Below are 13,717 nucleotides of genomic sequence, written 5' to 3'. Positions count from 1 at the left end.
CGCCGCCCGGCCCCGAGCACGGAAGGCGCGCCGCGTGACTCTTCTGCCGAAGGACGTCGTGGAGGAGGCCGCGCGCCCGCCGCGCACTCCGCGGCTGGCCCGTTTCCTGGCCGCCGCGCGCCGCCGCCGCGGCCGGGCCCTGGTGGGCTGGCTGACCACCACCGACCACAAGCGGATCGGCACCCTCTACATCACCACTTCGTTCCTGTTCTTCCTGGTCGGCGGGCTGATGGCGATGCTGATCCGGATCGAACTGGCCCGCCCGGGGATGCAACTGCTCGACAACGTGCAGTACAACCAGCTCTTCACCATGCACGGCACGATCATGCTGCTGATGTTCGCGACGCCGCTGTTCGCCGGCTTCGCCAACTGGATCATGCCGCTGCAACTCGGCGCGCCGGACGTGGCCTTCCCCCGGCTGAACGCGCTCGCCTACTGGCTCTACCTGTTCGGCTCGCTGATCGCGGTCTACGGCTTCCTCACCCCGGACGGGGCGGCCGACTTCGGCTGGTTCGCCTACGCGCCGCTCAACAGCGCCGAGTACAGCCCGGGCCTCGGCGCCGACCTCTGGATCATGGGCCTGGCCTTCTCCGGCTTCGGCACCATCCTGGGCTCGGTCAACTTCATCACCACGATCGTCTGCTTCCGCGCCCCCGGGATGACCCTGTTCCGGATGCCGATCTTCGTCTGGAACGTCCTGCTCACCGCCGTGCTGGTGCTGTTCGCCTTCCCGGTACTCGCGGCCGCGCTGCTCTGCCTGGAGTCGGACCGCAGGTTCGGCTCGCACGTCTTCGACGCCGCCAACGGGGGCGCGATGCTCTGGCAGCACCTGTTCTGGTTCTTCGGGCACCCGGAGGTGTACATCATCGCGCTGCCGTTCTTCGGCATCATCACCGAGGTGATCCCGGTCTTCAGCCGCAAGCCGGTCTTCGGCTACTCCGGCCTGATCGCGGCGACCATCACCATCACCGGTCTGTCGATCACGGTCTGGGCGCACCACATGTTCGTCACCGGGCAGGTGCTGCTGCCGTTCTTCTCGATCATGACGATGCTGATCGCGGTGCCGACCGGGGTGAAGTTCTTCAACTGGATCGGCACCATGTGGCGCGGTTCGCTGAGCTTCGAGACCCCGATGCTCTGGACGGTGGGCTTCCTGGTCACCTTCCTGTTCGGCGGTCTGACGGGCGTGCTGCTGGCCGCGCCGCCGATCGACTTCCACGTCTCGGACTCGTACTTCGTGGTGGCGCACTTCCACTACGTGGTGTTCGGGACGGTCGTCTTCGCGATGTTCGCCGGGTTCCACTTCTGGTGGCCGAAGATGACGGGGCGGATGCTGGACGAGCGGCTCGGCCGGGTGCACTTCTGGACGCTGTTCGTCGGCTTCCACGCGACCTTCCTGGTGCAGCACTGGCTGGGCGCCGAGGGGATGCCGCGGCGGTACGCCGACTACCTCGCCTCGGACGGCTTCACCACGCTGAACACCGTCTCCAGCATCGGCTCGTTCCTGCTGGGGCTCTCCACGCTGCCGTTCCTGTACAACGTCTGGTACACCGCCCGGTACGGCGCGAAGGTGACGGTGGACGACCCCTGGGGGTACGGGCGTTCGCTGGAGTGGGCCACCTCCTGCCCGCCGCCGCGGCACAACTTCACCACCCTGCCGAGGGTCCGCTCGGAGTCGCCGGCCTTCGACCTGCACCACCCCGACATCGCCGAGCTGGACCGGCGTCAGAACGCCCGCGAACCGCTGGTCTGAGCGCGGCGGAGCGGCTTCGGACGCCGGCGGACGCCGGCGGAGCGGCCGCGAACCACCCGGTCCGGGCGGCGGCGCGGTGGGCCGGGCGCTCCCCGGGCGGCCTCCGGGCTCTCTCGGGGCGCTCGTTAGGATGGCCGCCATGGCAGAGGAGACCAACGCCCCGGCGGCAGGGGACCTGCGGGGCCGGCGGCGCGGCCAGGGCGAACTGGAGGCCCAGGTGCTGGCGGTGCTCCAGCGCGCGCCCGGTCCGGCCACGGCCGGCTGGGTGCAGGAGCACCTGGACGGCGGGCTCGCCTACACCACGGTGATCACCATCCTCTCCCGGCTGCACGCCAAGAACGCCGTCTCCCGGACCCGCTCCGGCCGCTCCTACCTCTGGCAGGCCGCCTCCGACGCGGCCGGCCTCGCGGCGCTGCGGATGCGGCGCGTCCTGGACGGCGAGCCCGACCGGGACGCCGTGCTGGCCAGCTTCGTCACCGCCCTGCTGCCGCACGACGAGGAGCTGCTGCGGGCCCTGCTGGACAGCGCGTCCGCCGACCCGGCAGTGGCCGACCGTGAGAGCTGACCCGTGGGCGTCTTCGTCTTCCTCCCGCTCTTCCTGCCGCTGACGGCGGTCCCGATCGCCCGCCTCGCCGAGCAGCACCTGCACCCGCGCGGCGCGGCCCGGCTGCTGACCTCGATCGGCGCGGTGATGGCGCTGTGCAGTGCGGTCTGCCTGGGGCTGACCGGAGTGGTGGGCACGGCCCAGCTCCCGGGCAACCCGCTGCCGGACAGCTGGTCCGACCCGGAGGTCCGGGCGGCGCTGCCGTACCACGAGACGGTCGGGACGGCGGCGATCTGCCTGCTGGCCGCGGTGGCCGCGGCCTGTCTGCGGACGGTCGTCCGGCACCTGCGGGTCCGGGCCCGGGCGCGCCGGGCGCTGGGCCGCCGCGTCGTGGGCGGCGCGGGTGGTGTGGGCGGCGCGGGCGGCACGGGGGCTGCCGGCGCAGGTGCACCGGGCGCCGACGACGTGGCCGTGCTGCCGGACGCGAGCCCGTACGCGTACGCGCTGCCCGGCTCGCCCGGGTGGGTGGTGGTCTCCACCGGAATGCTGGCCGGCCTGGCCGCCGACGAGCGGGCGGCACTGCTCGCCCACGAGCGGGCGCACCTGGAGCACCGGCACCACCGCTACCTGCTGGCCACGCAGCTCGCCGGCTGCGTCAACCCGTTCCTGCGGCCGCTGCAGCAGGCGGTGGCGTACAGCGCGGAGCGCTGGGCGGACGAGGAGTCGGCGCAGGCGGTGGGCGACCGGCGGGTCACGGCCCGGGCGGTGGCCCGCGCCGCGCTGGTCTCGCACCGGGCGCCGGTGCCGGGGTTCGCCGCCTTCGCCGCCCCCGGGCCGGTGCCGCGGAGGGTGGCCGCGCTGCTCGGCCCGGTGCCGGCCGCGCGGAACTGGCCCCCGGCCCACACCCGGGCGGGCGTCGCCGCCATGGTGGCGGCGATCGGGACGGCGGCCTCGGCGCTCTGCGCGGTCAACGCGGCGGTGGCCCTGCTGCTGGTCCTGAAGGCCGTCACCCCGCTGTAGGAGCGGACCGGCGCCGGCCGGTCCGGCCCGGTTCACCCCGCCGGGCCGACGCGGGGTCCCCCCACCGAGTGGATACGCCCCCGGGCGGGGATGATCGGTACCAAGTACCGGATGTCCACCGCGAGAGGGTGCTCGCCATGAAGGTCCTCGAAGTGATCCTGAACGTGATCTGGCTGATCTTCTGCGGCATCTGGATGGCGATCGCCTACGCGGTCGCGGGCATCATCTGCTTCATCCTGATCATCACCATCCCGTTCGGCATCGCGGCCTTCCGGATCGCCGGCTTCGTGATCTGGCCGTTCGGCCGGACGACCGTGGAGCGGTCGGACGCCGGGGCGCCGTCCTGCGTGGGCAACGTGATCTGGATGGTCTTCGCCGGGTGGTGGCTGGCGCTGGCGCACATCGCGACCAGCATTCCGCTGTTCCTGTCGATCATCGGGATCCCGTTCGGCTGGGCCAACCTCAAGATGATCCCGATCTCCCTGATGCCGCTCGGCCGCGAGGTGGTGTCGACCGACGAGCGCTTCGGCTGGGGCTGAGCCGGCCGCCGGGGTCGGTGCCGCGGCCCCGGCACCGCCCGCGGGCGGACCGGTCAGGGGGCCTCGGCGAGCTGGACGATCATCTTGCCGGTGTTGGCGCCGCGGAGCATGCCGAGGAACGCGTCCACCACGTGCTCGAAGCCCCGGACGACGGTCTCTCCCCGGTCGGGCGTCGGCCAACGCGCCGTGCAGGGGCGGAGGTCGGCGCGTCCGCGGAGCGGGCCTGCCGTCAGCGGGCGGCGGCCGCGACCGGCCGGTGCCGCAGCGCCCAGGCCGCCGCCGGGGCCGCGCAGGCCGCCGCGACCAGGACGCAGGCCGCCGCCACCGCGCCCATCGGCCGCCACGGCACGGTCCACGGCGCCGGCGCTCCGAGCGCGGCCAACCCGGCGCGCATCACGCCCAGTTGGACGGCGGTGACGAGACAGCCGAGGACGGCGCCGACGATCGCCACCAGTGCCGACTCGGCGGTCACCAGCCGCACCACCTGCGCCCGGGTGGCGCCCGCCAGGCGGAGCAGGGCCAGTTCGCGGCGACGGTCGGCGGTGGACGTCAGCAGGGTGTTGGCGAGCGCGATGCCGGTGTACAGCAGGGCGAGGCCGAGCACCAGGACGGTGCGCAGCCAGGCGATCCGCCCGTTGGACGGGGAGGTCGCCGCGAGCCAGCCGTCCCGGGTGAGCACCGTCGCGCCGTACGGCCGCGCGGCCTCGCGGAGCTGCGCGGTCGTGGCGGCCCGCTGCGCAGGGCCGGTGCCGGGGGTGAGCCGGACCTCGATCCGGTCGACCCGGGCGCCGGGGGCGTTGCGCGCCGTCACGTACAGGCCGTTGTCGCCGACACCGTCGCGCAGGACTGCGGCCACCCGGAGCGTGGTCCGGCTGCCGTCGGCGCGGATCACCGGGACCGGCTCGCCGACCGTCGTCCGGCCCCATTCGGCGGGGAGCACGATGGCGTCGTCGGCGAGGTCGGCGGGCGAGCCGGCCCGGACGGGCAGCCGGCCGAGGGCGACCAGCCCGGCCGGATCGGCCGCCCTGGCCTCGGTCGGGACGGTGGTGCCGTCCGGCTCGACCAGGGCCAGCCGGGTGGGCGCGGTGGGGGAGACGCCCGCCGTCCCGGGCACGGCGCGCAGGGCCTCGACGAGCCGCCCGGTCGCCGGGGCCGGCCCCGCGGGCGCTGCGGCGGGTCCGGCGCTCGCCGGCGCCGGTCCTTCGGCCGCCGCGGTGGATCCGTCGCCGGCCGGGGCCGGTCTTGCGGGCGCCGCGGCGGGCACGATCACCAGATCGGCCGCGGTCCGCGCGGCCGCCTCGGCGGTGCGGGCCGCACCCACCGTGTCCAGCGCCCCGGCCAGCGAACCGGTCAGCGCCACCGCCATCAGGACCGGTGCCGCCACCGCCCCCGTCCGGCGGACCGCCGCCGCGGCGTTCCCCCGCACCAGCCGGGCCGCGAACGCGGCCGACCGGGCGGGCCGGGACCGGAGCCGGCCGAGCGGCAGCCGCCCCAGCAGGTGGACCAGCGGGCGGGTGAGGACCGGCGCGAGCAGCCCGCAGGCGGAGATCAGCAGCATCGGCCGGGTGGTGTAGGTCTTGCGGTGCAACAGGTCGGCGGGGCCGGTGGCGAGCGCGACCGCGGTCAGGACGGCGGCGGTCAGCAGCAGTCCCAGACCCCAGAGGAGGCGGCCGGCGGTCATCGCCCCGGAGTCGAGGTCGGCGGCGCGCAGGGCGTCCAGCGGGCCGACCCGGCCGGCCCGGCGGGCCGCCGCCGCGACACCGGCCAGCGCCACCAGCAGGCCGGTCCAGAAGGCGCACGGCAGCGGCCAGGCGGCGTCGCGAAGAGCGAACCCGGCCGGTGCCATACCGACCTCGCCCAGCCACCGGACCAGCACGGGAGCGCCGAGCCGCCCGAGCGCGCAGCCCGCGGCGGAGGCGGCGGCGCCCAGGAGCAGCGCCTCGGCGAGGACGGTCCGCCGCACCTGCGCCGGGGTGGCGCCCGCCAGCCGGAGCAGGCCCAGCTCGCGGCGGCGCCGGGCCACGGCGTAGGAGAACGTCGACGCGACGACGAACGCCGAGACGAACGCGCTCACCCCGCCCGCCGTCCCGAGTGCGGCCACCAGCGAGACCAGCTCCTCCCCGCCGGGCGCCCCGACGGCGGAGGCCAGCCCGAGCAGCATCACCGACGTCATCGCCACCCCGAGGGCGAGCGCGGTGAACGCCCCGAGGAGCGAGGCCCAGCGGGCCTTCAGTGATCCGAGCGCGATTCGCAGCATCCTCATGCCCGCCAGCCAACCGGCGTTCCCGGCTCGGGTCAGCAGCCCGGGACCCACCCCGCGGGGTAGGGCGGTCCCTACCCCGCAGATCCCTCAGGCGTCGTCCGGGGGAGGGTGTGGCGCGGGAAGTCGGCCGGTCCGACTTCCTGCTCCGGGCGGTCCGACTTCCTGCTCCGGGCGGGCGGGGCGGGGCGGTCCGGGCGTCCGGGGCGGGGCGGGGCCCTCGGCCCGCTCCGGGAGGGTGGGGCCAGCCCTACCGACGGCCGGGACGGGGCTGCTTAGGGTGGCCGGACGGGTGGCTGGACGGGTGGCGGGCCTACGGGTGGTGGGCCCAAGGGGGGAACGGGATGCGGGAGATGGGCGAGCGGGGCGGGCGCCCGGCGGAGAGCCGGGCGAACGACAGCCCGGCGGGGGCCGTCGGGGTCGGCGGCGGCCGGGCACGGCGCCTCCGCGGCGAGTCGGCCCGGCCGGGCTTCCTGCGGTCCCGGGCGCCCTGGCGCGCCGCGGCCTATCTGCTGGTGAGCGGCTCGGCCGGGCTGCTGCTCTGCGCGCTGCTGCTGGTGGCCGGCGTGGCCGCCGGGGCCCTGGCGGCGCTGCTGGTCGGCCTGCCGCTGCTCGCGGCCCTGGCCCTCGTGGGGGTGCCGTACGCGGCGTGGGAGCGGCGGCTGTTGCGGCTGTTGGACGGCACTCGCGTGCCCGACCCGCACCTGGTGCCGGACCGTCCCGGCCTTCCGGCCTGGCTCCGCCTCCGCTTCCGCGAGCAGGCGACCTGGCGCGAACTCGGCTTCACGGTGCTGGCGGCCGTCGTCCTCTGGCCGATCGACCTGGTCGTGGCCGGCTGCGCCCTCGTCGTCCCCGGCCACCTGCTCGCCGCCCTGCCGCTCCTGCTGCTGGACGGCGAGCAGGTGAACGTGCTGAAGCTGTGGCAGGTGCACTCCCCGGCGACCGCCGCGCTCCTCGGAGCGGCCGGGATCGCCCTGCTCCCGTTGCTGGCCTACCCGTTGACGGTGGTGGCGGCCGGCCGGGCGGCCCTGGTCCGGATGGTGCTCGGGCCCGGCGCGCAGGAGGAGCGGATCGGTGAACTGGTCAACTCCCGTGCCCGGTTGGTGGATGCGTTCGAGGCGGAGCGCCGCCGGGTCGAGCGGGACCTGCACGACGGCGCCCAGCAGCGCCTGGTCGCCCTCACGATGACGCTCGGCCTGGCCCGGTTGGACGCCGAGCCGGGCGGCCCGCTCGCCGACCGGCTCGCCGAGGCGCACCGGCAGGCGGGCGAAGTACTCTCCGAGCTACGTGAGTTGATCAACGGCATCCACCCCCGGGTGCTCGCCGACCGCGGCCTCCCGGACGCCTGCGCGGACGTCGCCGACCGCTCACCGATCCCCGTCACCACCCGGTTCGACCTGCCCGGACGCCTGCCCGCGCCGGTCGAGTCGGCGGGCTACTTCGCCGTCTCCGAGGCGCTCGCCAACATCGCCAAGCACAGCGGTGCCGGCTCGGCCGGCGTCGAAGCCCGCTACGCCGGTGGGCGGTTGACCATCGAGGTCACGGACGACGGCTGCGGCGGCGCCGACCCGGCCGCCGGCACCGGACTGACCGGCCTGGCCGACCGGGTGGCCGTCGTGGACGGCAGACTGGCGCTGAGCAGTCCGCCCGGTGGCCCGACCCTGTTGCGCGTGGAGATCCCTTGCACCCCGATCAGCCCCTGACCGACACGGACACGGACACGGACGCGGCGGGGACGCCGGTGCCCGGGCCGCCGGTGCCCGGGATGCCGGTGCCCGGGCCGCCCCCGGTGGAGGCGCCGCGGAGCTACCCCCCGGCCGGGAGCCCGGGCCTGCGCATCGTGCTCGCCGAGGACGGTGTCCTGCTGCGCGAGGGCCTGATCGGCCTGCTGGGCCGGTTCGGCCACCGGGTGGTCGCCGCCGTCGGCGACGCGGACGCGCTGCGCACGGCGGTCGTCGAGCACGGGCCGGACCTGGTCATCACCGATGTCCGGATGCCCCCGGGCCAGACCGACGAGGGCCTGCGGGCGGCCGTCGCCCTGCGGGCGGAGCGCCCCGGCCTGCCCGTCCTGGTGCTCAGCCAGTACGTCCAGCGCTCCTACGCGGCCGAGCTGTTGGACTCCGGGGACGGATCCGGCGTCGGGTACCTGCTGAAGGACCGGATCGGCCAGATCGAGCAGTTCACGGCCGCGGTCGGCACGGTGGCGGCCGGCGGCACGGTGGTCGACCCGGAGGTGGTGCGCCAACTGCTGCGCCGCCGCCGGGACCCGCTGGAGCGGCTGACCCCGCGCGAGCGCGAGGTGCTGGCGCTGATGGCGGAGGGCCGCTCCAACGCGTCGATCTGCCGGGAGTTGGCGGTGTCGGACGCCGCCGTGGGCAAGCACATCGGCAACATCCTGATGAAGCTGGACCTGCCCCCGGCCGAGGAGACCCACCGCCGGGTGCTGGCCGTGCTGGAGTTCCTGCGCGCCTGAGCGCCTGAGCGCCTGACCGGGCGAATGGTCGAGCGGTTGAGCGGTTGAGCGGTTGAACGGTCGAGCGGTTGAACGGCGGAGCGCCGGCCGCTCCGCCGCTACTCCGCCGTCGGCTGCTCCACGGCCTCCCGCAGCCGACGGAACTCGGCCGCCAGCCCGTCCAGGGTGTAGTGCGCGTTGAGGCCGCTCGGGTTGGGCAGGACCCAGACCTCCGTCGTCCCGATGCCGTCCGGCTGGCGTCCGATCGCGGCCGTCCGCCGCCCGAACGCCGTGCGGTAGGCGCCGATGCCGAGGACGGCCAGGACGCGCGGACGCAGCCGCAGCACCCGTTCGGTCAGCGCGGCGCCGCCCTCGCGCAGTTCGTCGGCCGACAGCTCGTCGGCCTTGGCGGTGGCACGCGGGGCGACGTTGGTGATGCCGAGGCCGAGGGCGAGCAGCTCGCGCTGCTCGTCCGGGCGCAGCTGGTGCGGGGTGAAACCGGAGCGGTGCAGCGCCGGCCAGAAGCGGTTCCCGGGGCGGGCGAAGTGGTGGCCGGTGGCGCCGGACCAGAGACCCGGGTTGATGCCGCAGAAGAGCACGTCCAGGCCGGGCGCGACGATGTCCGGGATGGTGGTGTCACGGGCGGCCAGCAGCTGCTCGGCCGTCGGCTTCGCCACCGCCGGCGTCGCGGACTTCGCCGACCTCGCCGATGCCGTGGTCGCCGTGGGTTTCGTGGACTTCGTGGACTTCGCCGGACGCGGGGACTCGGCGTGCTTCGCGGGCTTGTCGGTCACCCGCCCAGTCTGCCCGGCCCACGCCCACCGCCGGGTTGCCGGGGGCCGCCGGGGCGCCGGATCCGGCCGGGACCCCGGGGACGGCGGCCCGCAGCCGTGCGTGGCGCCGCTCCCGCAGCCACCGCAGCCCGTACACGACGGCCGCCGCGTACGCCCAGCCCGCGAAGATGTCGACGATGAAGTGCTCGGCCCCGTAGACCAGGGTGAACGCCATCGCGAGCGGGTAGGCGACGAGCACCACCCGCATCCGGCGCGTCGCCGTCGGCCAGAAGAAGAACAGCAGCATCGCCGGGTAGGCGGAGTGCAGCGAGGGCATCGCGGCGACGTCGTTGGCGAACCGGCTGCCGTTCTCGAAGATCGAGCCGGCCCGTGGCAGCCCGCTCTGGACGAGGACGTCCGACACCACCCGGGTGAGCGCTGGCATGTTCCCCTCCTGGGCGGTGAGCCAGGGCGGGTCGGCGGGGTACAGCAGGTACGTCGCGAAGCCGGCGAAGGTGAGGGCGAGGTAGCAGGTGAGCAGCCGGCGGAACCGGTCGTGGCGCCGCCGCCAGAGCACGGCCAGCACCACGAAGACCACGAAGAAGTGCGACAGGTAGACGGTGACCGCCGCGTAGTCGTACCAGCGCGGCGAGCCGGGGGTGTAGAGCCCGTACTGGAGCCGGACGGTCCAGGTCTCGCCGAAGCCGAGCAGTTCGTCGGCGCGCAGCTGCGGCCGCCAGTGCGGTGCCCACGGGGTGTGCGCGCCGTAGCCGCGCAGCAGCGAGTACGCCCAGACGGCGGCCATCACCGGGACCCAGTCACGCAGGACGAGCAGGAAGCCGCGCGGCCCGTGGCCGCTGTGCACGGCGGCGGCCAGCAGCGCGCCGATGAGCCAGCAGAACACCACGTCGTTGGCGTACGGCAGCCCGTACGCGCGCAGGTACCAGAGCAGGGCGAGGAAGTAGAGCGGCCACGCCAGCAGCCGGAGTCGGGACAGGGCGCCGGCAGGCGCACCCGGCCGGGGCCGGTTCACCGGACGCAGCCGCCCGGCCCGCTCGGGTGGGAGCGGTGCCGGGCGGAGCAGTTTGGTCATGCCGGTCGAAGCTAGCAAGGCATTCTTTGAGGACTCTCTACGCGAACGGCCCGGCGCCCAGCAAAGGCTCAGAAAGCCGCCGGTCGGCGTAACCGCGGGCCGGTGGGAACGCCGGACCGGCCGCCCCGCGCGGCCGTGCCGCCCTACGCGATCGTGCGGCCCTACGCGACGATGCCCAGCTCGTGAGGGGTGTTGTTGAGCCGTCGCCCGCCGTTCTCGGTCACCGTCACGATGTCCTCGATCCGCACGCCGAACCGCCCCGGCAGGTAGATGCCGGGCTCGATCGAGAAGCACATGCCCGGGACGAGCGGCCGCTCCTCGCCCTCGACCAGGTACGGCGGCTCGTGGGTGGTGATGCCGATGCCGTGGCCGGTGCGGTGGATGAAGTACTCGCCGTAGCCGGCCTCGGTGATCACCCGGCGGGCGATCCGGTCGATCTCCTGGCAGCTCACGCCGGGCCGGACGGCCTCGAACGCGGTCTGCTGCGCCCGCCGGACGATGCCGTGGACCTTCCGGACCTCGTCCGGGACGTCCGTCCCGACGTGCACCGTCCGGGTGGTGTCCGAGCCGTAGCCGTCCTTGAGGCCGCCGAAGTCCAGCACCACGGTGTCGCCGGGCCGGATGACCCGGTCGCCGGCCTCGTGGTGCGGGTTGGCGCCGTTGGGGCCGGAGCCGACCACGGTGAAGTCGACCTGGCTGTGCCCGTACTGGATGAGCAGCGCGCTGAGGTCGGCGGCCACGTCGGTCTCCCGCCGGCCGGCGAACCGGACCTCCAGGATCCCCCGGTACGCGGCGTCGGCGGCGCCGCCGGCCGCGGCCAGGCGCTCCAGCTCGTCGCCGTCCTTGACCCCGCGCAGCATCGGCAGGGCCTCGGTGAGTGACGTCCAGCCGGTGCCGGCGAGGGCGGCCTGGAAGCCGAGCAGGTGCATGGCCCAGGCGTTGTCGGAGATGCCGTACCGGCCGGCGGGTTCGAGCAGCGGGACGGCGGCGGCGTACGGGTCGTCGCCGTCGGTCCAGTCGACCAGCCGGACGGCGGGGGCGCCGGGGGCCTTCTCGGCGTCCGGGCGCTCCAGCTTGGGGACGATCAGGGCGGGCTCGCGCCCGGCGGTGAGGACGAGCGCGGTCAGTCGCTCGGTGATCGCGGTGGGCTGGTAGCCGCAGAGGTAGACCAGGTCGGGGCCGGGGGCGACGACCAGGCCGGTGAGCCCGGCGGCGGTGGCGTCGGCGGCGGCCCGGGCCATCCGGGCGGTGTAGTCCTCGGTGGTGAACGGTCGTGGCACGGGTGTCTCCCGCCTTCCTGGATCGGCAGCGTCTCGGGGTGGGCACTGTTCTCGGGCGTCCGGCGACCCGGTCCGGCGGCGCGCGACGGATCCACCGCGCGCCGCCGGACGCCGGTGCGGCGGCCGTCACTGATGCCCTATCACGACCGGGTCGGGGCGGCGTAGTGCCGCAGGAACGAGGCCTGGACGGTGGCCTTGTGCTCGACCTCGCCGGGGTCGACGCTCTCGTTCGGAGGGTGGGCGAGGCCGCGCGGCTCCTCGACGTCCGTCGGGACGATCCCGGCGCCGGGGAAGGCCTGGGGGAACACGGCAGAGCGGGATCGAGCCGCTCCGGCCGAGGTAGGACGTCGGTTCCCCGGCCCCTTCCTCGCGGCGGTCCCGACGTCTGTTCCGGGGGAGATCCGGGCGGGCCCTGCCCGGTCAGTTCACCCGGTTGCCGGGTGTGCCGCATGCGGCGTACACCCGGACGGGTGAGCGGCTGTCAGGAACGACGGGCGCCGGGCAGTGTGCGGCGGGCGCCGGGTCGGCCAGCCGGTGCAGCCGGCCCACCAGGAGCGCGCCCGCCCGGCGCGCCCACCCCTCGCGTCCGCGGCTGTCATTCACGTTCCCGCAAATGATCACCCTGTAGTGATTGCTTGCGCAAGGGTGATTGCTAGTCCGGGCCGCGATCTGCCAGGGTGGTCCCGTGGCCGAGAACGCTGAGCAGCAGGCCGGTACCGCCGGCGAAGGCGGACGCCCCGACGGGCGCGTCGACGGACGCCCCGACGGACGCACCCCCGAGCGCCTCCCGGAGCGGCGGGTGGACGACGTTGCGACCCTGAAGGCGCTGGCCGACCCGCTCCGTCTCGCCATCCTGGGCGCCCTCGGCTCGGCGAGGTCGCAGCCCGGCCCCGGCGGCGGCTCGCTGACCGCCAAGGAGCTCGCAGCCGCCCTCGCGGAGCCGCAGACCAAGCTCTACCGCCACATCAAGCAGCTGGAGAAGGCCGGGCTGATCCGCGTCGCCGGCACCCGACTGGTCTCCGGCATCGTCGAGAGCCGCTACGCCGTCGCGCACGACTCGGTCCGGCTCTCGTCGGAGATCTTCTCCGCCGGCTCCCCGGCCCGCTCCGAGGCCCACGACGCGATGCTCGCCGCGGTCGACCGGGTCCGCGGCGACTTCCACGCCAAGGCGGCCTCCGGCCGGCTCGACCCGAGCGCCCCGAGGGACGGCTCGGCCGGGCCGCCCAGCCTGTTCGCGCACTCGGAGCTGCGGATCAGTCAGGACCGCCTGGTCCGGCTCCGGAGCCGGCTCGCCGAGGTCTTCGACGAGCTGTTCACCGAGGTGCGGAACGGGCCGCAGGAGGAGGCGGAGGACGCCGTGGACGTCACCGTGCTCACCCTGCTCTACGGCGTCCGGCCGGAGCGCCCCGCTCGGGCCGATTCCCATCCAGCCACGGATTCGTAAATCGCGGGCGGACTGTCGGCGCAGTGGTTCAGGATGACTGAATGCCATACGAACTTCAGGCGCTGATCGGCACGGCGGAGCTGCTCGCGGTGGCCGCCGCCGAGGTGCCGGTCGCCCGCCTCGCCCCGCTGTCGCAGGGGCTGGCCCTGATCCCGGCCACCCCCGCGTTCCTCGCGGCGCTCGCATACCAAGTCGGCGGCAATGAAGGTGCGTTGGGTGAGGCGGCCGGTTTCGACTGGCTTCCGGGCGGCTCCGCGCGGCGGCTCGCCGCCTGGTCCAAGGCCGGGCCGATCGCCTGCGTCGAGGCCTGCTTCTTCGGCGGCAGCGGTACCCAGCGCGCCGCCGTCTGGGCCGACGGCCGTCTCGCCCTCGGCCCGCTCACCAGCGCCGAGTTCGCCCCGTTCCCGCCCGAGGGCAGTCCGATCTCCCGCGCCCTGCGCCGCCTCGGTGCCCGCGTGGAGTCCGGCCGGGCCGACGAGGCCCACCACGTCGACGAGTTCGAGGCCGTCGGCCTCCCGGCCCACCGCAGCACGGCCCGCTGGGCGGCCCCCGCCTGAGT

The 13,717-nt window shown here is 75.1% G+C and carries 13 protein-coding genes; 8 read left to right on the top strand and 5 right to left on the bottom strand.

All coding sequences use genetic code 11. From position 1 onward, the window contains the following. Positions 1–94: 94 nt before the first annotated feature. From ctaD to RMN57_RS17290, 4 genes are all read left to right on the top strand, one after another. Positions 95–1,753 carry a cytochrome c oxidase subunit I gene (gene ctaD, locus RMN57_RS17305; RefSeq protein WP_313767863.1) on the top strand — a complete coding sequence of 553 codons (1,659 nt, stop codon included), beginning with the start codon at positions 95–97 and terminating at the stop codon, positions 1,751–1,753. A gap of 139 nt (positions 1,754–1,892) precedes the next feature. Continuing rightward, positions 1,893–2,318, top strand: coding sequence for a BlaI/MecI/CopY family transcriptional regulator (locus tag RMN57_RS17300; RefSeq protein ID WP_313764258.1), 426 nt, complete (start codon positions 1,893–1,895; stop codon positions 2,316–2,318). A 3-nt stretch (positions 2,319–2,321) separates the two neighbouring features. Then, the gene (locus RMN57_RS17295) at positions 2,322–3,317 is read left to right on the top strand and encodes a M56 family metallopeptidase (RefSeq protein WP_313764257.1); all 996 of its coding nucleotides are present in this window, start codon (positions 2,322–2,324) and stop codon (positions 3,315–3,317) included. A gap of 137 nt (positions 3,318–3,454) precedes the next feature. Beyond that, positions 3,455–3,856 (top strand): YccF domain-containing protein, encoded by a 402-nt coding sequence (locus RMN57_RS17290; protein ID WP_313764256.1) that lies wholly within the window; start codon positions 3,455–3,457, stop codon positions 3,854–3,856. Between the two features lie 229 nt (positions 3,857–4,085). Here RMN57_RS17290 and RMN57_RS17285 read toward each other — a convergent pair whose 3' ends face one another. Continuing rightward, positions 4,086–6,119, bottom strand: a complete 2,034-nt coding sequence (locus RMN57_RS17285) for an FtsX-like permease family protein (protein WP_313764255.1) — start codon at positions 6,117–6,119, stop codon at positions 4,086–4,088. A 341-nt stretch (positions 6,120–6,460) separates the two neighbouring features. Here RMN57_RS17285 and RMN57_RS17280 point away from each other — a divergent pair, with 341 nt between their 5' ends. Together RMN57_RS17280 and RMN57_RS17275 are read left to right on the top strand one after the other, a co-directional pair. After that, positions 6,461–7,819 (top strand): sensor domain-containing protein, encoded by a 1,359-nt coding sequence (locus tag RMN57_RS17280; protein WP_313764254.1) that lies wholly within the window; start codon positions 6,461–6,463, stop codon positions 7,817–7,819. 137 nt (positions 7,820–7,956) lie between these two features. Further along, on the top strand, positions 7,957–8,589 hold the full coding sequence (locus RMN57_RS17275; protein ID WP_313767862.1) for a response regulator transcription factor: 633 nt from the start codon (positions 7,957–7,959) through the stop codon (positions 8,587–8,589). A gap of 98 nt (positions 8,590–8,687) precedes the next feature. Here RMN57_RS17275 and mug read toward each other — a convergent pair whose 3' ends face one another. From mug to RMN57_RS17255, 4 genes are all read right to left on the bottom strand, one after another. Further along, the gene (gene mug, locus RMN57_RS17270) at positions 8,688–9,245 is read right to left on the bottom strand and encodes a G/U mismatch-specific DNA glycosylase (RefSeq protein WP_313764253.1); all 558 of its coding nucleotides are present in this window, start codon (positions 9,243–9,245) and stop codon (positions 8,688–8,690) included. Beyond that, positions 9,205–10,434, bottom strand: a complete 1,230-nt coding sequence (locus RMN57_RS17265) for a phosphatase PAP2 family protein (protein WP_313764252.1) — start codon at positions 10,432–10,434, stop codon at positions 9,205–9,207. The genes mug and RMN57_RS17265 overlap by 41 nt, the downstream gene beginning before the upstream one ends. Positions 10,435–10,595: 161 nt before the next feature. Then, positions 10,596–11,675: an aminopeptidase P family protein gene (locus RMN57_RS17260; protein WP_313767861.1), complete on the bottom strand. Its 1,080-nt coding sequence runs from the start codon at positions 11,673–11,675 to the stop codon at positions 10,596–10,598. A gap of 179 nt (positions 11,676–11,854) precedes the next feature. Further along, a complete protein-coding gene (locus RMN57_RS17255; protein ID WP_313764251.1) occupies positions 11,855–12,022 on the bottom strand; it encodes a hypothetical protein in 168 nt (55 codons plus the stop codon). A gap of 377 nt (positions 12,023–12,399) precedes the next feature. On the opposite strand from RMN57_RS17255, the gene RMN57_RS17250 reads away from it, so the two are divergent. After that, positions 12,400–13,158: a helix-turn-helix domain-containing protein gene (locus RMN57_RS17250; RefSeq protein ID WP_313764250.1), complete on the top strand. Its 759-nt coding sequence runs from the start codon at positions 12,400–12,402 to the stop codon at positions 13,156–13,158. Between the two features lie 41 nt (positions 13,159–13,199). Continuing rightward, on the top strand, positions 13,200–13,715 hold the full coding sequence (locus tag RMN57_RS17245; protein ID WP_313764249.1) for a hypothetical protein: 516 nt from the start codon (positions 13,200–13,202) through the stop codon (positions 13,713–13,715). Positions 13,716–13,717: the final 2 nt, after the last annotated feature.

The sequence above is a fragment of the Kitasatospora sp. CM 4170 genome, assembly GCF_032110285.1.
GTDB lineage: Bacteria > Actinomycetota > Actinomycetes > Streptomycetales > Streptomycetaceae > Kitasatospora > Kitasatospora aburaviensis.
This window is presented reverse-complemented; position numbering and strand designations above follow the sequence as displayed.

Coding starts and splice junctions, on each gene's coding strand:
- RMN57_RS17300 (WP_313764258.1), top strand. CDS start 1,893: ATGGCAGAGGAGACCAACGCCCCGGCGGCAGGGGACCTGCGGGGCCGG.
- RMN57_RS17290 (WP_313764256.1), top strand. CDS start 3,455: ATGAAGGTCCTCGAAGTGATCCTGAACGTGATCTGGCTGATCTTCTGC.
- RMN57_RS17285 (WP_313764255.1), bottom strand. CDS start 6,119: ATGAGGATGCTGCGAATCGCGCTCGGATCACTGAAGGCCCGCTGGGCC.
- RMN57_RS17280 (WP_313764254.1), top strand. CDS start 6,461: ATGCGGGAGATGGGCGAGCGGGGCGGGCGCCCGGCGGAGAGCCGGGCG.
- RMN57_RS17265 (WP_313764252.1), bottom strand. CDS start 10,434: ATGACCAAACTGCTCCGCCCGGCACCGCTCCCACCCGAGCGGGCCGGG.
- RMN57_RS17260 (WP_313767861.1), bottom strand. CDS start 11,675: ATGGCCCGGGCCGCCGCCGACGCCACCGCCGCCGGGCTCACCGGCCTG.
- RMN57_RS17245 (WP_313764249.1), top strand. CDS start 13,200: ATGCCATACGAACTTCAGGCGCTGATCGGCACGGCGGAGCTGCTCGCG.